Consider the following 22293-nt stretch of genomic DNA (forward strand, 5'->3'; position numbering starts at 1 on the left):
TCGCTCGCTCGACGCTTAACGAAGGTTAACCATAGCGCCGCCATTCGTTGACAACCCGTTACCATGCGGGTGCAGCGCCGGGAACCGCCCGCCAAAACTTGGCCACTGTTAACGCGCTTGCAAAAATGCATCGCCTGTCTGTAATGGAGATGGTTGCAACGCGAAGGCTACCGCAGCGCACAAGCTGGGCTATTGGCCCGCCCGCGCCCTGCGAATTGGCCGAACGACCGGATCGGTAAAACCGATCCGCGCCGGCGCGGAGGCAGCCAACAACGGAATCGTCCGCGGACGAGCCTGCGCCAGGCAGCAATCGGCGCCGGTCTTCTTGTCCGCGAGCGTGTCAAACGCGGTGTCCCTCGTTCCAGAGGTGCACTGTAGGTCAAAGGTCAGATGTCGGGGCAAACGACGCCGCTTTCCCTTTCGGTGTTTCGTCGAGACCTTTCAGGTGGCGACGGGCTTTTTGCCCGCCCCGCCGCTCGCTCCCGTCGTCGTCTCTTGATCGAATTCCTTCCCCTGCAACATGCCGGCCTCAGCCGGCTTACGCGCGGTGCCCCTGCCCGCGGCCGCGGATTCGCATCCGCAGCCCGGCGGATTGCCAAGGCCGCCGCGCCAATGGATTTGTCCCATGGCCAACAAGATGCTTATCGATGCCACCCACCCGGAAGAGACCCGGGTCGTGGTGTCCCGCGGCTCGCGCATTGAAGAATTCGATTTCGAATCTGCCAGCCGCAAGCCGCTCCGCGGCAATATCTACCTGGCGAAGGTGACGCGCGTGGAGCCCTCGCTCCAGGCCGCCTTCGTCGAATATGGCGGCAACCGCCACGGCTTCCTCGCCTTCTCCGAAATCCATCCGGACTACTATCAGATCCCGATCGCCGACCGGCAGGCGCTGCTCGCCGAGGATGCCCGCGCCGAGCGCGAGGAAGAGCATGACGAGGAAAAGCGCGAGCGCCGCGGCCGCCGGGGTCGACGCGACCGCGACAATCGCCCCAAGCGCACCGCCGAGGCCGGCGAGACGGTCAGCGCCGAGGTCGAGGCTCCCAACGGAACTGTCGAGACCGACGGCAAGGAAGCCGCCATGGTCAATGAAGGTGCGCCCGCCTTCGGCCAGTCCTTTGCGCCTGCCGTCGCCGAATCCGACAGCGAGAACGTCGTCGAGAACGCCGCGCCGCTGACCTTCGAGACCGTTGAGTCTTCCGCTTCGGAAGACGGTGGCGAAGAGGTGCAGGCCCGTCGCCCGTCGCATGACGACGAGAGCGGCGACGACGAGAATAGCGGCGAGGACGCCCAGGAGGAGCCTGAGCAGCTCGGCGGCGGCGACGCCCTCGACGACGTTGCCGAACGGCCGCATCGCCATTCGCGTCGCCAGTACAAGATCCAGGAGGTGATCAAGCGCCGCCAGATCATCCTGGTCCAGGTCGTCAAGGAAGAGCGGGGCAACAAGGGCGCGGCGCTAACCACCTATCTGTCGCTCGCCGGCCGCTATTCCGTGCTGATGCCGAACACCGGCAAGGGCGGCGGCATCTCGCGCAAGATCACCAATGCCGAAGACCGCAAGCGCCTGAAGGAGATCGCCCAGGAGCTCGAGGTGCCGGAGGGGATGGGCATCATCCTGCGTACCGCCGGCGCCTCCCGCACCAAGCCGGAGATCAGGCGCGACTACGAATATCTGATGCGGATGTGGGAGAGCGTCAGGGAGCTCACCCTCGGCTCGGTCGCCCCGGCGCTGGTCTATGAGGAGGGCAACCTCGTCAAGCGCTCGATCCGCGACCTCTACAACAAGGATATCGACGAGGTTCACGTCGCCGGCGAGAGCGCCTATCGCGAGGCGAAGGACTTCATGCGCATGCTCATGCCGAGCCATGCCAAGAGCGTGAAGCCCTATCGCGACCAGACCCCGCTCTTTGCCGCCTTCGGCGTCGAGAGCCAGCTCGACGCGATGTTCTCGAACACGGTGACGCTGAAGTCGGGCGGTTACATCGTCATCAACCAGACCGAGGCGCTGGTCGCGATCGACATCAACTCCGGGCGTTCGACCCGCGAGCACAACATCGAGGATACCGCCCTCAAGACCAATATCGAAGCGGCGGAGGAAATCTCCCGCCAGCTGCGCCTGCGCGACCTTGCCGGCCTCATCGTGATCGACTTCATCGACATGGAGGAGAACCGCAACAATCGCGCCGTCGAGAAGAAGCTCAAGGACTGCCTGAAGAACGACCGCGCCCGCATCCAGGTCGGCCGCATCTCGGCTTTCGGCCTATTGGAGATGTCGCGCCAGCGCATCCGCACCGGCGTGCTCGAGAGTTCCTCGGTGCCCTGCGCGCACTGCGCCGGCGCCGGCCTCGTCCGCTCGACATCCTCGATCGCGCTGCAGATCCTGCGCGCGCTCGAGGAGGCGCTGATCAAGAGCGCCTCGCATAACCTCGAGGTCCGCACCCGGCCGGAGGTCGCGCTCTACGTGCTCAACCAGAAGCGCGCCCATCTGCGCGACCTGGAGGAGCGTTTCAACATCGCCATCATCGTCTCGGCCGACGCGGCTCTGCTCGGCACCCGCTACTTCGAGGTCGAGCGCGGCGAGTTCGTCGGCAACGAGAACCGCGTCGTGCCGGGATCGAGCATGCGCGCCGAGGCGATCATCGACGAGCCGGAGGACGACGATATCGTCGAGGCTGAGGCCGATGTCGAGGTTGAAGCTGAGGTTGCGAGCGAGGTCGAAGGCGAGACCGCGGCCGAGCCGCGCGCTGCTGCCGAGGGCGAAAGCCAGGAGAGCCGCGACGGTCGTCGGCGGCGTCGGCGGCGGCGTCGGCGGCGTGGTGGCGAGCGCGACGGGCAGGATCCACAGGGCGCTGCCGAGGGCAGCGACCAGGCCGAGGGCGACGATGACGACTCGGACGAGGGCGCTGCTCCGGCTCCCGTCACGGTTGCCACCGAGGAGGCAAGCCCGGCCGTGACCGAAGCGCCTGCTTCGGAATCCGAGGCCAAGCCGAAGCGCGCGCGCCGCGGTCGTGCCAAGAAGGCCGAAGCGGAGGCTGAGACCGTCGAAGCCCCCAAGGAAGCTGCAAAGGCAGTCGAAAGCACGGACGAGAGCGTCACCGAACCGGCCGAGAAGCCGAAGCGCAGCCGCTCGCGCAAGAAGGTCGTGCCGATCACCGAGGACGGCATCGCTGCCGTTCCTGCCGAACCGTCAGCCGCCCCCAAGCCGACCAAAGCCGCAGCCCCTCAGCCGGAGCCTGTTGCCGAGGAGCAGCCCGCCCCGCCTGCACCACGCATAGTCGAGGAGCCGGTCGCAGTCGTGCTGACGCAACCGGATCCGGACCGGCCCAAGCGCGGCGGCTGGTGGAACAAGCTGGCCGGGCGCAAGTAGAATCGGGGCCGTCGCGAGCGATCGCGGCGGCCTTTTTCATGTTGGGGAGGAAGGATGCGGCCGCCGCGAAGCCGTGAGCGCCTGGTGGTGAGGACGATCGCCTGCATTGGCCTGCTCAGTCTTGCCTGGCTCGCCCAGCAGACGATCGGCTGGCTCGGCGTCGGCCTGCTCGGCCTGTTCACCCTCTTCGTCGCGGTGCGCTACGAGTTGGAAGGCAACCTGCCGGTCGGCCCGCAGATGACGCCCGACCTCTATGCCAGCCAGTTCCACAAGCATGGCCGCGAGCATGAAGTCGAACGCGCCGGCCAGCGCCATGAATGGGCGGGCCAGCTCTCTGCCGCCCGTCTCGCCGCCGGCATCGGTGCCCTGCTTGCGCTGGTCGGCTTCGGCTTCTTCTTCATGCTGGATTTCGGCCACCAGCCCGGGTGAGCCACTTGGTCCGGTCGAGTTTTACTCCGCCGCCGGCGCGAGCGGGGTCGGCGGCGGCACGGCCGCGATCGCCGCGGCGGCGCTCTTGCCGGCCCCCTCCTTGACCGTGACCGCATTGGAGGCAAACGGCACCTCCGCCTCGTTCAGTCCGCGATAGACCCGCTTCAGCGCCTCGCGCTGCAGCATCGAGGCCTGGTTCGGCTTGCCGGTGAACTTCAACCGGATCACGACCGCTGAATCGGTGATGTCGGCGACGCCCTGCATCTTGAGTTGGGTGATGAAATGCGACCCGAACTCGGGATCCTCCAGCAACGCCAGTCCGATCTTCTTGATCGTCTTGCGCGCCTTCTCGATATCGGCGGAATGGTCGAGGCGAACGTTGAACTTGACCGTCGCCCAGTCGCGGCTGGCATTGGTCAGCGACTGGACCTGGCCGAACGGGACGGTGTGGATCTGTCCGCTCTGGTGGCGTAGCTGCATCGAACGCAGCGAGATCTTCTCGACCGTACCCTTGAGCCGGCCGGTGTCGACATATTCGCCGACACGGAAGGCATCCTCGAGCATGAAGAAGAAGCCGGAGACGATGTCGCGGACCAGCGCCTGCGAACCGAAGGAAACAGCGAGGCCGAGGATGCTGAAGGCCGCCAGCAGCGGGCCGATGTCGACGCCGAGGCGCGATAGCAGGACGAGCCCGGTCAGGCCGAACACGGCGGTGAGAACCACGCCGCGCAGGATCGGCATCACGGTCGCCAGTCGTGACGGCACATGGTCGTGCGGAACCGCATCCTCATCGGCCGGACCTGCTGCGGCCGGGCGCGGCGCATAGGCGTCGAAGAAGCTGCGCAGGAAGACGATAGCCACCCAGCCGCCGAAGGCGAGCACCGCGACCCCGCCAGCCTGGCGCATCAACACGGCGAACTGGTCGGAGCTGACGCCGAACAGAAAGCCGGCCCAGAGCCGCGCCAGCAGGTAGAAGCCGCCGGCCCAGATCGCGCCGCCGGCAGCAGCTCGCAGGGCATGGCCGATCGCGAGCGAGAGCGGCGCGATCTCGCCCATCGCCGCCGCATGCGCCTGCCGGCAGGCCATCAAGCTGGTGACGCCAACCGCCAGGATCGGCGCCAGCACGATGATGAACTGCGTCAGTGCGGCAGCTTCCGCCCAGCGCGCCCCACCCTCCATCATCGAGGATGCATTGCCGACCATCCAGATCAGCACGGCGAGCGCGGCATAGAGCCAACCCGTCGTCAGGGCGATCACGCGGCGCGCCGGCCGAGGTTCATGCGCGGAATGGAGAATCAATGCCGCGAGGTCGTGCCGCGCATCGATGAACCACCAGACCTTGAACAAGGTCGAGACAATGCCGACCAAAGCGAACAGCCCGACGACGGCTCCGGGGCCGGTGGCATGCTGGATCGACACCGTCGCCGTCAGCAGGACGGGCGTGAGAATGCCGAAGAAGATCAGGAATTTGAAGGCCCGCTCGGCCCGCGGCAGCGGCATGACCCGACGTTCCGGGGCGCCGGGAGCGAGCAGGAAGCGTCCGAGGACCAGGTATCCGGCGCCAATGGTGAGGCCGTTGGCGATCGTGCGCAGCACCATGTGGGCGAGGTCGGGCTCCGGCAGCCAGAATCTGCGCACCGCATGCAGCACTGCGAGCCAGAGCCCGAGCGTCGCCAGATCCTGCAGCAAGCCCCAGGAGGACGCGATCAGGCGCGGGGTGAACTCCGGCCCTTCCGGCCGCAGCCGGCGTGTGAACCAACTTTTGGTCGCGAATCGGAACAGCCCGGCCACGGCAAACGCGAGTACAAGGCCTACTGCAAGCCACCAGCCGGCCGAACCATTGCGATTCTGCGCCCAGGCGGTGCGCCAGGCGTCCGGTGTCTGGGCAAGGCGCGGCACTGCGGCGAGGCCTTGCGACACGCCATCGACGAAATGATCCCAGAATGCCTCGGCCGGGGTTTCATCCTCTGCCGGAGGGCTGCTCGACGATGCCGGCGTCGCCGCACCTGCCACTGCAGATGCCGGTGCCGCAGGAGCGGAAGCTGCTTCGCCCTTGCCGGCGATCCGGATTTCGACCTTGCGTCCGCCAGTCGACAGGGCATCGACAAGCTTGCGCACGGTTTCAGGTGTCTCATCGCCGCGCAAGGTCAGCACGGGTGATGAATCCGCCTTGGCATGCTGTGCCGCCACCGGGCGCGGGGCAACGCCAGCCAACAACGCCGCCCCGCACAGCGCCATGGCTCTCAGCCAATTCCGCATTGCGACCATGTCCTGCCCCCAAGCCGGATCAGATTGAGTCCGCCGCGTCGCCTTGGCAAGCACTCGCTTCAGCGCGTCTTCAGCCAGCGCCCCAGGCGCGCCACCGCCTCCTCGCATTCGGCCAGAGAGCCGGCGAAGGAAAGCCTGACGGTCCGCGCCCCGCGCTCCTCGTCGAAATCGAGCCCGGGCGTGATCGCGACGCCGGCATTCTCCAGAGCATCGCGGCAGAAGCTCATGGAATCATTCGAATATCGCCCGATGTCCAGATAAATGTAGAAGGCCCCGTCGACGGGGAGGAAGTCGCCGAGCCCGATCTCCGGCAGCGCCTTGAGCAAGTAGGCCCGGTTCTCGGCGTAGCCAGTCTTGATCGCCTCACATTCCGCGGTCGCATCGAAAGCGGCCTCGCCCGCGACCTGGCTCAGCATCGGCACCGAGATCGAGAAATTCTGCTGCAGCCGCTCGATCGTACGCACCAGCCGCTCCGGCACCACCAGCCAGCCGACCCGCCAGCCGGTCATGCAATAGTACTTGGAGAAGGAACTGACGACGATCGTGTCCGGGTCGGCGGCGAGCGCCGTCGTCGCCGGCCGCTCATAGGTCAGGCCGTGATAGATCTCGTCGGAGATGTACCAGAGTCCGAGCCGCCGGCATTCGGCCGCGACCGAGGCAATCGCCTCGGGGGCCATCACCACGCTTGTCGGATTGGCCGGGCTCATCGTCAGCACGCCGGCGAGCGGCTTCTCGGCATGCGCGCCGGCGATCAGCTCCGGCGTCAACGCATAGCGCGTCTCCGGCCCGACCGGGATCGCGACCGGCTCCAGGCCAAGCGCGATCAGGATGTTGCGATAGGCCGGATAGCCCGGCGCAGTGATGGCGATGCGCGCTCCCGGTTCGAAACAGGCAAGGAAGCTCAGGATGAAGCCGCCGGAGGAGCCGGTCGTGACGACGACGCGCTCGGCCGGCACCTCGACGCCATAGCGCTCGCGATAATGCCGGGCGATCCGAGCCCGGAGCGAGCCGATGCCGAGTGCCTGGGTATAGCCGATGCGGCCATCCTCCAGCGCCCGTGCCGCGGCCGCCCGGATACTGTCCGGCGTCGCCGCTGAAGGCTGGCCAACCTCCATATGGATGACAGAGCCGCCGCGCTGCTCGATCGCCTCGGCTGCGTTCATCACGTCCATGACGATGAAGGGCGAAACGGCCTGCGCCCGCTGGGCAGGCTTCGGCGCCGGCGGCAGGCCGGAAGCGGCGATGGTCATGGCATCCTCGGGTCGCAATCGCATTTCCTGAGCCATGCCCCGCGAGCACGCCGACCGCAAGCCGCTAGAGATCGAGACCAGCTTGTCGCAAAGGCAGGGCCCGTGCGCTCTCGCCGGATCTCAGCTCGCTATGACGCACGATCGCGGCGCTCATGCTGACCCGGTAGCGCTCGCTCAGCGCGGTCGCGTCGAGCTCACGTACCACCGGCGTATCCGGAATCAGGAACGCCGCCGCATAGCGCCGCGCCTGATATTCCATCGACCGGAGCCGCGCCGAAACCCGCTCGGCTCGTCCGCCAGCCGGTGCACGGTTGAGATTGCCGTCATGGCCGAGCAGTGCGTGGCCGACCTCGTGTGCGACCGTCATCAGCGCCCTGCCCCCGCCGCGATCGGCGGCCTGGAGCACGCTTTCCGGGATCAGCAGGCGCTTCCCCAGCGAATCCCACTGCGCCTCGGCCTCGCCAAGCGAACCATCGGGCACCTGCTCGTAGGAGAACTCCGGGTAGCGCGCCTTTAGCCTGGCCAGCAGCGTCATGGCATCGACGGCCTGATCGTCAGAAAAGCCGAGTCCGCGCCGATGCGCCAGGGCGCGGGCGTCGATCTGGGCGTCGGTGAGGAAGGCATGGCGCATCGGCAGGCCTCCTGAGCCCACCGATCATAGCCCTCCTGCCATGTCGCCTCAATGAAGGCAGCGCGCCTTGCGTTCAGACGGGTTGGTTGAACGACAAGGAGCCGCGCCAATCAGGAGACGTCAGCTCGCCAGGATCGCCTCGACGATCTCCTGCACGTTGAGCGCCTCTTCCAGCGTCGCCAGCTGATGCGCCTCTCCGCGCGCAAGCTTCGCCACGCCTTCAAGCTGCCGCTTCAGCGCGACCGGCCGTGCCTCAAGCTGTGTCAACGCATCGGGAGCGCGCTGCCAGGCCCCGTCCGGCTGGCGCTGCTCGGCCAGCGACCAGTCACACAGCCGGACCGCTCCGCCCGCGCCTTCCAGCATCCAGATGTTGTGATCGTCCTTCTGGGTTGTGCCGACGTTGCCGGTGAGCGTCACCGGGATATCGCCGGCCATCAGGCGCGCCTCGATCCGGCGCTCCGACTTGCCCGCCTCCGGGAAGGAGGCGCTCGCCTGCAGGCCATGCAGCGCCCCGCCGAGCCGGCGGCTCAGGAAGAGGAAGTGCGAGACGACCTCGCGGGTGAAACCGCCCTGCTCGCGCCGGTCGAGCCAGCCGGCCGCATCGGCCTGCCAGGAGCGCGGCCAGGTCGCGAAGGCGACCTCGATCGAAATCCGACGATTTTTGTCGACAACCCCGGCCTCGATCCAATCCTGCAATTGCGCAATCGCAGGCGACGAGGCGAAGGGGAAATTGACTGCGCCGCGCGCTCCCGCCTCGGCGACGAAAGCGCGGGAATCGGCGACGTCGATCGCGAGCGGCTTCTCGCAGAAGATTGTTCTGCCGGCCGCGAGCGAGGCGCGCGCATGGCCGAGATGCGAAGCCGGCGGCGAGGCTATATAGACGCAGTCGCTCGCCGCGATCACCGCGGCGGCGTCGGCCAATCGCGCGACCTGCGGCAGCTCCTGCGCGATGCGGGCCATGGCCTGCCCTGATGGGTCCCAGATCCCGGTGGCGCGCACGAGCTCGGGCGATTGCGCCAGGATCGCGCGCAGCATGCGCTCACCCATGATGCCGGCGCCGATCAGGCCGATGGAAACGGGTTCGGACATGGAAGTTCTCTCATCGCGAAGGACGGAGTGCCGCATAGCAGCTCACCGGCGGACGCGGCTAGCCCGCCAGACGCTCGCCGCTCTCGCCTAACTCGACCCGGTTCCGGCCCGAGGCCTTGCCGGCGTAGAGCGCCGCATCGGCACGCCGATAGAGATCGACGGCCGTCTCCTTCCCGTCGAAGCCGACGGCCCCCATGCTGACGGTGATGTATTGCGCCGTCGGCGAGGCCGCGTGCTCGATCCTGAGCTCGGCGATCGCCTGCGCCACCTGCTCCAGCCGCTCCTGCGCCTTCTCCGGCGTGGTGTCGTAGAGGAACAGGCCGAATTCCTCGCCGCCCAGCCGCCCGACCATATCCATCGGCCGGCGCAGCGTGCCGTCGACGGCGCGGGCGATCAGCGCCAGCGCGATGTCGCCGGCCTGATGTCCGTAACGGTCATTGTAGCGCTTGAAATGGTCGACATCGAGCACCGCGAAGACAACCGGCACGCGGTCGCGCCGCGCCTGCAGGAGCGCCATGGCGACATGCTCCTCGAAGCCGCGCCGGTTGGCGATTCCGGTCAGCGCATCCGACATCGCCCGGCTGTGCAGCATGCGGCGCAGCAGGAACTGGTCGCGCTCTGCCCGTTCTCGCAACCAGGCGCCGACCGCGCTGACGAAGACAGCGAAGAACAGCAGGATCGACAGCCGGCCATGTTCGGCCAGTTGCAACGGCTCGAGCATGACGAAGCCGAGCGCGGCGGTGAACATGGCGATCAGCAAGGCAACGCCGAGGCTCTGCAGGAAGGTCAGCCCGACGGGCAAGAACACCGCGGCGATGATCACGAGCTGGGCGATGTCCGCCTGCGGCAGGCCGCGCAGCTTGTACATGTTGGCGATGAAGGCGCAGGTTACGCCGATCAGCGCCAGCGCCAGCATGGTGAGATGGTGAAAGGAGCGCGCTTGCCGGTTGCGGCGCACGATCCAGACCAGCCGCAGGATCACGGCGAGCGTACCGAGCCGGAGCGCGATGCCGATCACGACCGAACCGTCTCCGCTTGCTATCGTGGCGAGATCGTCCAGCCGCGTCAGGTCGAGCCCGATGAAGGTCAGCCAGATGCCGAGCGCCGTGATCAGGCAGACCAGCGTGCTGCTGCGCTGGCCGGCGCGCATGTGCTGCCGATACTCACGTTCCAGCGTCGGCTCGAAACAGAGGCCGTCGAAACGACGCGCTGGCGCCGCGCTGCTCGGCGCTTCGCTCGCCGGTTCGGCGTGCCTGGAGATCGGATCGTGGCGTAGGGCGTGCACGCGCAGGAAGATGGCTGCGACACACTAATTTCGCTTTGACGCATCACCCGCGACACACAGCTTTCGCCGCACAGGGTTTCGCATCCCTGTTTGGAATCCAGTGCATTTGAATCAGCCCACGGCCGTAGGGGCGCTTGACCCTCCATCAGGTGGAGACGCTAGGACGGTTCCATGACCACGACCGACCAGCGCTACACCATCGGCGAGCTCGCCCGCCTCTGCGGCGTGCCCGTGCGCCGCATCCGCTTCTATTCCGACAAGGGGCTGCTGCCGCCGGCGACCCGCACCATGGCGAACTACCGCGTCTACTCCGACGCCGACGCGGCGCGCCTCGACCTGATCCAGGCGCTGCGTGCGATGGGCACGAGCCTCGCCGCGATCCAGGGCATCCTCGCCCGAAAGGGCTCACTCGCCGAGCTGTTGGCGCTGCGCCTCTCGGCGCTCGAGGCCGAGATCGCCGGCAAGCGCCGTATCGCCGCGACCCTGCGGGCCGCCTTGCGCAATCCCGAACCCACCACTGACGACATCAGGAGATTATGGACCATGACCAATCTGTCCAATGCCGACATGCGCGCTTTGACCGAGCGCTTCTACGACGAGGTCACCGGCGACAGGATGAACCCGGATTGGCGGCAGAAGGCGATCGAGGCCGGCGCGCCCGAGCTGCCCGATGATCCGACGCCGGAGCAGATCGACGCCTTCGCCGAGCTCAGAGCGATGCTGAGCGACGAAGCGGTGATCGCCAGCGCCAAGGCCGATGCCGCCGCGATGTGGACGCCTGAGTTCGACCCCGCCGCCTATCATGCCGCCGCCGAACGCATCTTCGCTCAAGTTGGCGAGGCGATGGCGGCCGGAGAAGCTCCTGACTCGCAAGCGGGCCGTGCCATCGCCCAGGACTGGCTCGATGCCTCGGCCACAGCGATGAAGCGCGAACCTGACGAGAGTTTCCGCGCTTGGCATCTCGATCAGCACCGCCGGCACCATGACCGCTCGCTGCGCTATCAGCAGCTGCTCGCGACCCTGCGGGGCGAGGACGCGCCCGGCCGTGAATGGTGGTGGATCAACGAGGCGATGAAAGCGCTCGTGCTGTGACAGCAGATCGCCGCGCACCCGACCCGGCTTCCGCTCGGCCTTCGCTGCGCTAAGACTGCAGCCGCCGAGCTGAGTCGCGAGAGGAAGGCCGTGGACATCTTCGACAGGTTGAAAACCGCTGCCGCACCCGCTTGGGCGTCCTATGTCGAGCATGATTTCGTGCGGCAGATGGGCGACGGCTCGCTCCCCGAGGCCGCGTTCCGGACCTATCTCGTCCAGGACTATCTCTTCCTCATCCAGTTCGCCCGCGCCTATGCGCTGGCGACCTATAAGAGCCGCAATCTCGCCGACATGCGTGCCGCCAAGGCCGGCCTCTCCGCCATCCTCGACCTCGAGATGGACCTGCACGTCCGGCTCTGCGGCCGCTGGGGCCTCTCGCCGGAACAGCTGGAAGCTGCGCCCGAACATCAGGCGACGGTCGCCTATACCCGCTTCGTGCTCGATTGCGGGCAGGCTGGCGACCTGCTCGACCTTCACGTAGCGCTCGCGCCCTGCGTCGTCGGCTATGCCGAGATCGGTGCCCGCCTCGCCGCCGGGCTGGGACCGGCGCTAGCGACCCATCCCTATCGCGACTGGATCGGCGAATATGCCGGCGCGCCTTACCAGCAGGTCGCCCGCGACGCCCGCCGACATCTCGATGCCCTCGCCGCGCGGGCCATGACCGAAGCGCGCTTCAGCGAGCTCGCGGCATTGTTCGGCCTGGCCTCAAGACTGGAGGCCGATTTCTGGCAGATGGGACTGGAGGCGGTCGCCCTGGCTGCGAGGTAGCGGCGAAGGTCTATACGGCGGCCGCCCACGTTCCAGCCCGCCTTGCAGCCAAACTCGAACGAGATCAAAGGGCAATAAGACCAACTGCCCCATGCGCCCGATGCAGGCCCGTCAGCCCATCGCCGGCCTCGACGGCTGTCCTGCATTGCCGGAAGACCAGTCCAACGCCGCGATCCCTTGGCTCCGTCTGTTCGGATGCCAAAGGGCATAGACACGTCGACGAGGCTGGGGGACCTGGTTTGAAGCTGCCGTTATGGGGGAGCGCCCTGAGCGCGACTCTCCTTGTGCAAGTCGTGAGTTCGTTCGCCGCTGCCGCGATCCCGCTGCTTGGGCCGATCCTGACGCTGCGTTGGGGCCTGGCGCCTGAAAACATCGGCTATGTTTCGGCCGTCGTCTCGGTCGGGATCTGCTGGTTTCTGGCCTGTGGCGGCCCGATGCTCGATCACCACGGCCCCATCCGCACGTTGCAACTCGGCCTGATCTTCGTCGTCGCGGGCCTGGCGCTCCTGTCGCAGCCGGCCATTTCGCTCGGGCTCGCCGGAGCGCTGCTCGTGGGTCTGGGGCTGGCGCCTAACACACCCGCCGGTAGCCAGGTCCTGATGCGCACCGCGCCGGCCGGACATCGCACGCTGATCTTCTCGATCAAGCAGGCGGGCGTGCCGCTCGGAGGGGCGATCGCCGGCATTACAGTCGCGCCTTTGGTCCTGGCGTTCGGCTTCATCGGCGCGGTTTCGACCATCATCGCCGTCGTGCTTGCCTGCACCGTGCTGGTCCAGGCCTTTCAGCCGCGGCTCGATACGGAACGGGGCCCCCGAAACCGGGGCTGGCCACGCCTGTTCCTGTCGCCATCGTCGCTGACGAGAGCAGCCCGCATCATCAACGCCCATCCGGGGTTGCCGATGCTCACCGCGATCGGGATTTCGTTCTCGATCACGCAAGCCTGCATCACGGCCTTCACCGCGACCTACATGGTCGTCCAGCATGGCGCGAGCCTGGCCCAGGCCGGGCTCTATATGTCGGTGCTGCTTGCGACGAGCACGGTCGCACGCATCGTCTTCGGATGGCTGGCGGACCGGTTGGGATCGGGCCTTCTGCTCCTGTCGGTCCTGGCGCTGGCCGCGGGCAGCGCAATCCTGCTGCTGGTGTGGTCGGCAACGGCAAGCCCCTGGCTGGTCTATGGCTGCATGGCGCTGGTCGGGGCGACATCGATGGGCTGGAACGGGGTTCACATGGCCGAGCTCGCGAGGGTTTCGCCGCTTGCGATCATTGGCGATGTGACGTCGAGCGCCAGCATGTTCGGCTTCATCGGCTCGATCTGCGGACCGTTGGTGTTCGCCATGATTGCCAGCAAGACCGGAAGCTTCACCTGGCCCTTCGTTCTTGTCGCTGGTCAGCTAATCGCCTTCGGGGCGTTCGCTCTCGTCATCGGGCGGTTCGTCTCCCGATCGCATCGATGAGAGGCGCATCGCGCCCGGTACGCCCCGGGATAGTCCACGCGATTCCGACGGCTAAGGTTCGGTAGCTTCCCGAGCGGGAGCCTTTCGCCAGCGAAAAGCAGACCCTCGGCAATATCTACGACCTTGGCAGTAGACCGGCCTGTGCTAGCCTAGATTTAGAGCGGAACAAAAATCCGCCATCGGCTCCGCCGTTGGAAACCTTCGGCGCGGTCGGCCACGCAGGGAGGTGAATGCAATGCGGAAGGCACTTATGGCCGCCGTTGCGGTCGGCGCTTTGATTGCGGCCGGTGGGACCGGCCAGGCTCAGGAAAAGCTCAAGATCGGCATGCTGGCGACGCTTTCGGGCGCGCTGACGTCGGGTGGCGAGGACGGTGTACGCGGTGCTCAGGTCGCCCTGAAGCAGCGTGGCGGCAAGATCGCCGGCCGCGAGGTCGAGTTCATCATCGCAGCGACCGACGCCAGCCCGGACTCTGCGCTTCGGGCCGCGCGCAAGCTCGTCGAGCAGGACAAGGTCCAGCTCATCCTCGGCCCACTTTCGGGCTCCGAGGGCATCGCGATGCGCGACTACTCGAAGACGGTTCCTAACGTCACTGTCGTCGACGCATCGTCGGGAGCGCTCGAGACCACCTACGTCAATCCATCGCCGAACTATTTCCGCTTCAACAGCAACGGCGCCATGTGGATGGCAGGTCTCGGCGACTACGTATTCAAGGACAAGGGCTACAAGAAGCTTGCGGTCATCGGCGAGGACTACTCCTTCCCCTATACGCAGGTCTTCGGCTTCGCGCTCGGCTACTGCAAGGCCGGCGGCCAGATCGTGCAGCGTCAGTGGGTGCCGCTCGGCACCAAGGATTTTGGCTCGGTGATCGCCAATATCCCCGATGACGTCGACGCCGTCTTCCTCGCGCTCGGCGGCGGCGACTCCGTCAACTTCCTCAACCAGTACGGTCAGACCGGCGGCAAGGCGAAGTTCGTCGGCGGCTCGATCATGGTCGACCAGACCGTGCTGTCGTCGCGCGGTAACGCCAAGCGCCTGCTCGTCGGCACGCCCTCCTCGGGCGGCGTCGCCGATGCCTGGGACGATCCGAAATGGAAGGCCTGGGTCAAGGCCTACCAAGACGCATTCCCGGCGGATAAGCGCTTTGCCAGCCCGTCCCTGTTCGCGACCAATTATTACAATGCCTTCAACGGCATGGCGACAGGCCTTGAGAAGGTCAACGCCGACCTCTCCGATGGCGGGACCAAGCTTCGGGCCGAACTCGCCAAGGTCGAGCTTGATGCCCCGAACGGCCCGATCAAGCTCGACGACAACCGGCAGGCGATCGCCACGACATTCATCACCGAAGTCGTCGAGGCGGCCAATGGCGACCTCACCAACAAGTTCGTCAAGACGGTGCCGAACGTCTCGCAGACGCTCGGCCTCTCCGCCGAGGCGTTCAAGGCCGTCGGGCTTCCGTCCCGGACCAATCCGGAATGCAAGCCCTGATCGCTTCCACTGACTGACTCTCCGGGAAGGGACGCAACAGGAAACGCGCCCCTTCCCGCCTACCGTCCCGCTCCGGTCAACGACGTCGCGCGCGATCCGCCTGCGCCGTCGGGCGAAGGCTCACCTGATGAGGCCGCCTTGCGCCACCGGGCATTGCTACGCGAGGAGCCATGAGTCGCGCAGTCGCGGTCTGCCACGGTCCGTTCGGACGGGTATCGATCTACGATCTCGATCGCCCGATGGTGGTGCATGCGCATCGCGAAGCGCATCTGATCTTCTTCCTCGAGGGCTCACAGGGCCTGGTTACGGTCAACGACCAGACCGTGCGCGTCGACCCTTTCATGGGCGTTGCCGTCAACCCCTGGGAACCGCACAATTTCCAGCCGGAACAACCCGGCTCGTTCGGCCTATTCCTCGTCGTCTATCTCAAGCCGGAATGGCTGGCCAAGCAGACCATGTCGGCGCCCGGCTCGCTGGTTTTTCCGTCCTCCGAACTGGTCGTGACCCGCGAGCTCGAGGCCTGGCGCGATCAGGCCATCGACATGCTGCTGTCCCGGCATAGCGAGCTCAACCTCGCCCCGGTGCTCATGGCGCTGGCGCTGGCGTCGAGCGAACCGATCGAGTCCCATCTCGCCTCCTCGCTGCTGCATCTCACGTCGGAGTCCGCACTCGACCGGCGCGTGCTGCGCGCCCGCCGGCTGTTGGAACAGTATCCCTCCCATGAGGGCGCACTTGTCCGCGTGGCGCGCGAGGCCGGGCTGTCGCGCGCCCATTTCTTCAAGCTCTTCCGCGAGCAGGTCGGCGTCACCCCGACGATCTTCGCCAATACGGTCCGGCTCGATGCGGCGCTCGACCGGATCGTTCTCTCGAACGATCCGGTGACCAGCATCAGCCACAGCCTCGGCTTCTCCGGCCAGAGCGTGTTCACGCGCTTCTTCACCGCCCATATGGGCATGGCGCCACGCGACTACCGGCGGGTGCTGCGGACGGTGGGCCTGCCGCAATCGCAGGCGAGCCATGTCTGATTTCATCGGCCGCCGCCCGATCTGGTCGCTGGTCATCCTGATCGCGATCGCCCTCCTCGCCTTCCTGGTCTTCGCGGTCTGGACGCCGTGGATGGAGCTGACCTTCGGCAGGAAGCGCGTCTTCCTGAGCGCGCTCTTCAACGGCATCACGCTCGGCGGGCTCTATTTCCTCGTCGCCAGCGGCTTCACGCTGATCTTCGGCCTGATGCGCAACGTCAATCTGGCGCATGGCTCGCTTTATCTGTTCGGCGGCTATGTCGGCTACAGCATCGGCAACCTGACCGGCTCCTGGTTCGCCGCGCTCATCGGCGCCTTCGTCATCGTCGCTTTGGCCGGCATGCTGATGCAGGTGCTGCTCTTCCGCTGGATGGAAGGCCAGGACCTGCGCCAGACGCTGGTCACGATCGGCCTCTCGATCATCGTCGCCGACCTTCTGCTCTGGAGCTATGGCGGCGACACCTTCCAGGTGACGACGCCGGACTGGCTCTCCGGACCGATCCAGCTGCCTTTCGTCGTCGCGCTGCGCAGCAATGGCGAGGCGGTGATGATGATGTACCCGCTGGTCCGCATCGCGATCCTGATCGGCGCGATCATCCTTGGCGTCGCGATGTGGCTCGTGCTCAACCGCACCCGCATCGGCATGCTGGTGCGCGCCGGCGTCGACGACCGCGACATGCTCTCCGCCACCGGCGTGCGCGTGCAGCTCGTCTTCATCATGGTCTTCGCCTTCGGGGCCGGGCTCGCCGGTCTCGCCGGCGTCGTCGGCGGCACCTTCCAGTCGCTCCAGCCCGGCGAGGATACCAAGATTCTGCTGTCCTCGCTCGTCGTCGTCATCGTCGGCGGCATGGGCTCGATCCCAGGCGCGGCGATGGGTGCGCTCATCGTCGGCCTCGCCGAGCAGTTCGGCTCGGTCTACATGCCGACCTATGCGGTGATGCTGACCTTCGTCATCATGGTCGTGGTGCTGGCGATCCGGCCGCAAGGCCTGGCAGCGGTGAGGCGCTAAAGATGGCGCTCGCAGAACCCCGCCTCGCAATTGCGACTCCGCGCCAGCGCGAAGGGCTCAGCGAGGTGATCGCCCGGCAGGGCACGGCCTTCTGGATTGTCGCAGCCCTGCTGCTGATGATGCCGCTGATCGCGAACCCGTTCTGGCTCGTCCAGATCCTCGCCTACGCGATGATCCTCGGCATGATCGCGCTCAGCCTGATGTTCCTTGCCGGCTATGGCGGCATCGTCAGCCTGATCCAGATGACGGTCGCGGCCTTCGCCGCCTATCTCGTCGCCATCTTCGGCGACAGCGCCATCACCCAGATCAGCCTGAAATGGCCGTGGTGGACGGCGGTGCCGGTCGCGATCCTGCTCGCCACTTTGTTCGGCACGCTGGGCGGCGCACTCTCGGTCAGGACCGAGGGCATCTACACGATCATGATCACGCTCGCGATCGGCTCGGCATTCTACTACCTGACGCTGCAGAACTACACGATCTTCAATGGTTTCAGCGGCTTCAACGGGGTTCTTCCTCCGGTCTTCCTCGGGGTCGACTGGGGCAGCACCGTGCCGTTCTATTACCTTGCGCTCGGCTGCGCCGCCCTCGCTTATGCGGTCGTCGTCTATGTCTCGCGGGCGCCCTTCGGCCTTGCCTTGCAGGGCACGCGCGACAATCCCAGGCGCATGGCGGCGCTCGGCTTCGACGTCGTCGCCCATCGCATCGCCGCCTATGCCTTTGCCTCGGTGATCGCCGCGTTCGCCGGTGTGCTGCTGGTCTGGTATCAGCGCCAGGTCTCGCCCGGGACGGGCGGTGTCGGGCCGGTGGTCGACATGCTGATCATCGCCGTGGTCGGTGGATTGAGCCGCCCGATCGGCCCGTTCATCGGCGCGCTCGTCTATGTGCTGCTGCGGACCTTCGCGCTCGACCTGCTCGAAGCGGTCGGGTTCGAGGGCAAGCGCTATCAGCTGCTCATCGGCCTCGGCTTCCTCGTCATCGTGCTGTTCTCGCCGGACGGGCTGATCGGCATCTGGCAGCGCCTGCGCGAGCGCTATCGTCGCGGCCGCGAGACGCAGGCAGCACAGATGCGCGTCGGCGGAGGCTCGCCATGAGCGCCGTGCCGAGCCTGGAGCGGCTGAGCACTGCCAGCTCGGGCAATGCGCTCGAACTGCGCGGCGTCTCGCGCCTGTTCGGTGCGCTCGCGGCCCTGTCCGACGTCACGCTGTCGGTCCGGCCCGGCGAGCGGCGCGCCGTGCTCGGCTCGAACGGGGCCGGCAAGACCACGCTGTTCAACTGCGTCACCGGCGATTTCACGCCGAGCTCCGGCGTCATCCGCTTCTTCGGCGAGGATGTTACGACATTCCCGCCGCATGAGCGCATCCGCCGCGGGCTCAGGCGCACCTACCAGATCTCGTCGCTCTTCGCCGGGCTGACGGTGGTCGACAATGTCTACCTCGCCTGCCGCGGCGTCTCGCGGAACCGTTTCTCGCTGCGGCGGCCGCGCCGTGACGACACGCTCCAGCATGCTGCCGAGAGCCTGGTCGATGCCGTCCATCTCACGGCCGTCAAGGACAGGCTGGTCGGAGAGCTTGCCTATGGCCAGCAGCGCCAGCTCGAGATCGCCCTCGCCCTCTCGGGCGCACCGCGCTTCATCCTGTTCGACGAGCCGGCGGCGGGCCTGTCGCCGACCGAGCGGCAGGATCTCGTCCGGATCCTGACCTCGCTGCCGGCCCATATCGGCTACATCATCATCGAGCACGACATGGACGTGGCGCTACGCGTCGTCGAGAGCGTGACGATGATGCACAACGGCCGCATCTTCAAGGAAGGACGGCCCGACGAGATCGAGTCCGATCCCGAAGTGCAGGAACTCTATCTCGGGGGCGGTCATGGCTGAGCGCCTGAAAGCCCCACCCGCCGCCGGCGTTCCGATCCTGCAGATCGCGGGCTTGAATGTCTTCTACGGCCGCTCGCACGCCGTCCAGGGTGTCGACCTCACGCTGCAGCACGGCGTCCTCTCCGTCGTCGGTCGCAATGGCATGGGCAAGACGACCATGTGCAAGGCGATCATGGGGCTGGTCCCGATCGCATCGGGCTCGATCCGCTTCTTCGGCGAGGAGATCGCCGGCCGCTCGCCGGCCGAGGTGGCGCGACTCGGCATCGGCTATGTGCCGCAAGGCCGCCGGCTCTGGCGCTCGCTGACGGTCGACGAGCATTTGCGGCTGATGCAGCGCGGCAAGCGCGGCGCCTGGACGCCGGAGCGCATCTACGAGGTCTTCCCGCGCCTGGCCGAGCGCCGCAGCAATGGCGGCGGCCAGCTCTCCGGCGGCGAGCAGCAGATGCTGGCGATCAGCCGGGCGCTGCTGCTCAATCCCCGCTTGCTGGTCATGGACGAGCCGACCGAGGGGTTGGCGCCGGTCATCGTCGCCCATGTCGAGGAGATGCTGGTCCGGCTCGCCGACCAGGGCGATGTCGCGATCCTGGTGATCGAGCAGAACATCGGCGTCGCCACGCAGATGTCCGACCCCGTCGCGATCATGGTCAACGGCCGGATCAACCGCATCATCGCCTCGGCGACGCTCGCCGGCGACCGCGAGCTGCAGCAGCGCCTGCTCGGCGTCGGCCGCCACGGCCATGACGATACCGATGCGGCCTTGGACACCGCGCGTCCCGGCACGGCCGCAGAGGCCGCCTCCCCCGCCCCGACCGGACCGATCCGCGTCTATGTCTCGAACCCGGTTATCCCGAACCGCTGGTCACAAGCCGTGCCGGCCGCCCGTATCGAGGCTCAGGCCCGCACCATCTCGCGCCCGACGCTGGCGACCCGCGATGGCCAGCCGATCGGCGGGGTCCGGCCGCTCGCGGCTGCGGCGAACAGCGAGCCCTATGTGGTCGTCGCCGGCACGCTCGACACCAAGGGCGAGGAGCTGCGTTTCATCCGCGACCTGATCCGGGCCGAGGGGTTGCGCACCCGTCTCGTCGATCTGTCGACATCCGGCCGCAGTGCCGGGGGTGACGTCACCCCGCAAGAGGTCGCCCTCGCCCATCCGAAAGGCTCGGCCGGCATCTCCTCAGGCGATCGCGGCACGGCGGTCGCGGCGATGACCGAGGCGTTCAAAGCCTGGCTGCCGCGCCAGCAGGGCCTGCTCGGCATCATCTCGGCCGGCGGCTCGGGCGCCACCGCGATGGTAACGCCGGCGATGCAGGCGCTGCCGGTCGGCCTGCCCAAGTTGATGATCTCGACCATGGCGTCGGGCGATGTCCGCGCCTATGTCGGCGCCACCGACATCGCGATGCTGCACGCCGTCACCGATGTGCAGGGCATCAACCGTGTCTCGCGCCTCGTGCTCGGCAATGGTGCGCACGCCATCGCCGCCATGGCCAAGGCCCGCCTCGCCGAGCTCAAGCCCGAAGGGCCGCGCCGCCGGGAGCCCGAGAAGCCGCTGGTCGGGCTCACCATGTTCGGCGTGACCACGCCTTGCGTCCAGCAAGTCTCCAGGCTCCTCGCCGCGGAATGGGAACCGCTCGTCTTCCACGCCACCGGCACCGGTGGCCGCTCGCTGGAGAAGCTGGTCGATTCCGAGCTCGTCAGCGCGGTGATCGACGTCTCGACCACTGAGATCTGCGACATGCTGATGGGCGGCATCCTGCCGGCGACGGAGGACCGTTTCGGCGCGATCATCCGCACCCGCATCCCCTATGTCGGCTCGGTCGGCGCGCTCGACATGGTGAACTTCGCCGCGCCCGAGAGCGTGCCCGAGCGCTATCGCGGCCGCCTCCTCTATCCGCACAACCCGCAGATCACCCTGATGCGGACCACGTCGGAGGAGAACACGCGTATGGGCCGCTGGATCGGCGAGCGGCTGAACCAGATGGAAGGGCCGGTCCGCTTCCTGATCCCCGAGCTCGGCGTCTCCGCCCTGGATGCACCCGGCCAGCCTTTCCACGACCCGTCCGCCGATGCGGCGTTGTTCCAGGCGCTGGAGCAGACGGTGCGCACCAGTTCGAACCGGCAGCTCATCCGCCTGCCGCTCCACATCAACGACCCCGCCTTCGCCTCGGCATTGGTGCAGCAGTTCCGCACCCTGCACGCCGGGAGGCGGCGCGAGCGGGCCGGCGGAGGCAGGTCATGACGAGCTTCGACAAGAAGGCCCTGCTGAAACGCTTCCGGGCGATGATCGCCAGGGGCGAGCCGATTGTCGGCGGCGGCGCCGGCACGGGCCTGTCCGCCAAATGCGAAGAGGCCGGCGGGATCGACCTGATCGTGATCTACAATTCCGGCCGCTACCGCATGGCCGGCCGCGGCTCGCTCTCCGGGCTGATGCCCTATGGCGACGCCAACGCCATCGTCATGGAGATGGCGGCCGAAGTGCTGCCGGTCGTGAAGACAACGCCGGTGATCGCCGGCGTCTGCGGCACCGATCCGTTCCGGCGCATGGATGTCTTTCTCGACGAGGTGAAGCGCATCGGCTTTGCCGGCGTGCAGAACTTCCCGACCGTTGGCCTGATCGACGGCACCTTCCGCGCCAATCTCGAAGAGACCGGCATGGGCTTTGGGTTGGAGGTCGAGATGATCGCCCTTGCCAACGCCAAGGGCCTGCTGACCACACCTTACGTCTTCTGCGAGGACGACGCCCGCGCGATGGCAAAAGCCGGCGCCGACATCATCGTCTGCCATCTCGGTCTCACCACCGGCGGCTCGATCGGCGCCGAAACGGCGCTCAAGCTCAAGGACTGCCCGGCGCTGGTCGAGCGCTGGGCGAAGGCTGCGCTCGCCGTGAAGAAGGATGCGATCATCCTCGTCCATGGCGGGCCTGTCGCCGAGCCGGCCGACGCCGACTTCATCATGAAGAACACGGTCAACTGCCACGGCTTCTACGGCGCGTCCTCGATGGAGCGCCTGCCGGTCGAGGTCGCGATCCGCGACCAGACCCGTGCCTTCAAGCAGATCGGCCGCGCAGCCAAAGCCAGCAAGCCGGCACGCAAGCCCGACAAAGGCACGAAACCATGAGCATTCGGCTCACCCTCAGCCCTCATCCTGAGGAGCCGCGAAGCGGCGTCTCGAAGGATGATCCAGGAGACTCCGGAACCATCTGGAGCATCCTTCGAGACGCGCCTGCGGCGCTCCTCAGGATGAGGGCTGAAGGGGAAGGCGCGAACGCGG

At 67.0% G+C, this 22293-nt stretch carries 17 protein-coding genes; 12 read left to right on the forward strand and 5 right to left on the reverse strand.

The genetic code is table 11. The features are described from left to right. The first annotated feature begins 625 nt into the window (after positions 1–625). Together QO058_RS02200 and QO058_RS02205 are read left to right on the forward strand one after the other, a co-directional pair. Positions 626–3364, forward strand: coding sequence for an Rne/Rng family ribonuclease (locus tag QO058_RS02200; protein WP_284170110.1), 2739 nt, complete (start codon positions 626–628; stop codon positions 3362–3364). A 54-nt stretch (positions 3365–3418) separates the two neighbouring features. Next, positions 3419–3793 (forward strand): hypothetical protein, encoded by a 375-nt coding sequence (locus QO058_RS02205; protein ID WP_284170111.1) that lies wholly within the window; start codon positions 3419–3421, stop codon positions 3791–3793. A gap of 21 nt (positions 3794–3814) precedes the next feature. Here the strand turns inward: QO058_RS02205 and QO058_RS02210 are convergent, their stop codons facing one another. From QO058_RS02210 to QO058_RS02230, 5 genes are all read right to left on the reverse strand, one after another. Then, positions 3815–6007, reverse strand: a complete 2193-nt coding sequence (locus QO058_RS02210) for a mechanosensitive ion channel family protein (protein ID WP_284170112.1) — start codon at positions 6005–6007, stop codon at positions 3815–3817. Positions 6008–6120: 113 nt separating this feature from the next. Next, entirely contained in the window at positions 6121–7311 is a 1191-nt protein-coding gene (locus QO058_RS02215) for a pyridoxal phosphate-dependent aminotransferase (protein ID WP_284170113.1), read from the reverse strand. A 64-nt stretch (positions 7312–7375) separates the two neighbouring features. Then, the gene (locus QO058_RS02220) at positions 7376–7942 is read right to left on the reverse strand and encodes an ImmA/IrrE family metallo-endopeptidase (RefSeq protein WP_284170114.1); all 567 of its coding nucleotides are present in this window, start codon (positions 7940–7942) and stop codon (positions 7376–7378) included. 120 nt (positions 7943–8062) lie between these two features. After that, entirely contained in the window at positions 8063–9031 is a 969-nt protein-coding gene (locus QO058_RS02225; protein ID WP_284170115.1) for a Gfo/Idh/MocA family protein, read from the reverse strand. 58 nt (positions 9032–9089) lie between these two features. Continuing rightward, on the reverse strand, positions 9090–10181 hold the full coding sequence (locus QO058_RS02230; protein WP_284170116.1) for a GGDEF domain-containing protein: 1092 nt from the start codon (positions 10179–10181) through the stop codon (positions 9090–9092). Positions 10182–10487: 306 nt separating this feature from the next. Here QO058_RS02230 and QO058_RS02235 point away from each other — a divergent pair, with 306 nt between their 5' ends. The 10 genes from QO058_RS02235 to QO058_RS02280 all read left to right on the forward strand — a co-directional run bounded on the left by QO058_RS02235 (position 10488) and on the right by QO058_RS02280 (position 22140). After that, the gene (locus QO058_RS02235; RefSeq protein WP_284170117.1) at positions 10488–11408 is read left to right on the forward strand and encodes a MerR family transcriptional regulator; all 921 of its coding nucleotides are present in this window, start codon (positions 10488–10490) and stop codon (positions 11406–11408) included. A gap of 90 nt (positions 11409–11498) precedes the next feature. Continuing rightward, the gene (locus tag QO058_RS02240) at positions 11499–12176 is read left to right on the forward strand and encodes a TenA family protein (RefSeq protein WP_284170118.1); all 678 of its coding nucleotides are present in this window, start codon (positions 11499–11501) and stop codon (positions 12174–12176) included. Positions 12177–12460: 284 nt separating this feature from the next. Next, complete coding sequence (locus QO058_RS02245; protein ID WP_284170119.1) at positions 12461–13633, forward strand: MFS transporter; 1173 nt, start codon at positions 12461–12463, stop codon at positions 13631–13633. A gap of 235 nt (positions 13634–13868) precedes the next feature. Continuing rightward, entirely contained in the window at positions 13869–15119 is a 1251-nt protein-coding gene (locus tag QO058_RS02250; protein WP_284170120.1) for an ABC transporter substrate-binding protein, read from the forward strand. A gap of 170 nt (positions 15120–15289) precedes the next feature. Then, a complete protein-coding gene (locus QO058_RS02255; RefSeq protein WP_284170121.1) occupies positions 15290–16144 on the forward strand; it encodes an AraC family transcriptional regulator in 855 nt (284 codons plus the stop codon). After that, the gene (locus QO058_RS02260; protein WP_284170122.1) at positions 16137–17150 is read left to right on the forward strand and encodes a branched-chain amino acid ABC transporter permease; all 1014 of its coding nucleotides are present in this window, start codon (positions 16137–16139) and stop codon (positions 17148–17150) included. The genes QO058_RS02255 and QO058_RS02260 overlap by 8 nt, the downstream gene beginning before the upstream one ends. Before the next feature lie 2 nt (positions 17151–17152). Continuing rightward, on the forward strand, positions 17153–18241 hold the full coding sequence (locus tag QO058_RS02265; protein ID WP_284170123.1) for a branched-chain amino acid ABC transporter permease: 1089 nt from the start codon (positions 17153–17155) through the stop codon (positions 18239–18241). Next, on the forward strand, positions 18238–19026 hold the full coding sequence (locus tag QO058_RS02270; protein ID WP_284170124.1) for an ABC transporter ATP-binding protein: 789 nt from the start codon (positions 18238–18240) through the stop codon (positions 19024–19026). The genes QO058_RS02265 and QO058_RS02270 overlap by 4 nt, the downstream gene beginning before the upstream one ends. After that, positions 19019–21262, forward strand: coding sequence for an ABC transporter permease (locus QO058_RS02275; protein ID WP_284170125.1), 2244 nt, complete (start codon positions 19019–19021; stop codon positions 21260–21262). The genes QO058_RS02270 and QO058_RS02275 overlap by 8 nt, the downstream gene beginning before the upstream one ends. Continuing rightward, entirely contained in the window at positions 21259–22140 is an 882-nt protein-coding gene (locus QO058_RS02280) for a phosphoenolpyruvate hydrolase family protein (protein WP_284170126.1), read from the forward strand. The genes QO058_RS02275 and QO058_RS02280 overlap by 4 nt, the downstream gene beginning before the upstream one ends. Positions 22141–22293 lie beyond the last annotated feature (153 nt).

Origin of the sequence: Bosea vestrisii (assembly GCF_030144325.1) — a bacterium.
Lineage (GTDB): Bacteria > Pseudomonadota > Alphaproteobacteria > Rhizobiales > Beijerinckiaceae > Allobosea > Allobosea vestrisii_A.

Bases quoted from the DNA above. Each gene is read 5' to 3' on its own strand.
- QO058_RS02200 (WP_284170110.1), top strand. From the start codon at position 626: ATGGCCAACAAGATGCTTATCGATGCCACCCACCCGGAAGAGACCCGG.
- QO058_RS02205 (WP_284170111.1), top strand. From the start codon at position 3,419: ATGCGGCCGCCGCGAAGCCGTGAGCGCCTGGTGGTGAGGACGATCGCC.
- QO058_RS02215 (WP_284170113.1), bottom strand. From the start codon at position 7,311: ATGACCATCGCCGCTTCCGGCCTGCCGCCGGCGCCGAAGCCTGCCCAG.
- QO058_RS02220 (WP_284170114.1), bottom strand. From the start codon at position 7,942: ATGCGCCATGCCTTCCTCACCGACGCCCAGATCGACGCCCGCGCCCTG.
- QO058_RS02225 (WP_284170115.1), bottom strand. From the start codon at position 9,031: ATGTCCGAACCCGTTTCCATCGGCCTGATCGGCGCCGGCATCATGGGT.
- QO058_RS02230 (WP_284170116.1), bottom strand. From the start codon at position 10,181: ATGCGCGCCGGCCAGCGCAGCAGCACGCTGGTCTGCCTGATCACGGCG.
- QO058_RS02235 (WP_284170117.1), top strand. From the start codon at position 10,488: ATGACCACGACCGACCAGCGCTACACCATCGGCGAGCTCGCCCGCCTC.
- QO058_RS02250 (WP_284170120.1), top strand. From the start codon at position 13,869: ATGCGGAAGGCACTTATGGCCGCCGTTGCGGTCGGCGCTTTGATTGCG.
- QO058_RS02255 (WP_284170121.1), top strand. From the start codon at position 15,290: ATGAGTCGCGCAGTCGCGGTCTGCCACGGTCCGTTCGGACGGGTATCG.
- QO058_RS02260 (WP_284170122.1), top strand. From the start codon at position 16,137: ATGTCTGATTTCATCGGCCGCCGCCCGATCTGGTCGCTGGTCATCCTG.
- QO058_RS02265 (WP_284170123.1), top strand. From the start codon at position 17,153: ATGGCGCTCGCAGAACCCCGCCTCGCAATTGCGACTCCGCGCCAGCGC.
- QO058_RS02270 (WP_284170124.1), top strand. From the start codon at position 18,238: ATGAGCGCCGTGCCGAGCCTGGAGCGGCTGAGCACTGCCAGCTCGGGC.
- QO058_RS02275 (WP_284170125.1), top strand. From the start codon at position 19,019: ATGGCTGAGCGCCTGAAAGCCCCACCCGCCGCCGGCGTTCCGATCCTG.
- QO058_RS02280 (WP_284170126.1), top strand. From the start codon at position 21,259: ATGACGAGCTTCGACAAGAAGGCCCTGCTGAAACGCTTCCGGGCGATG.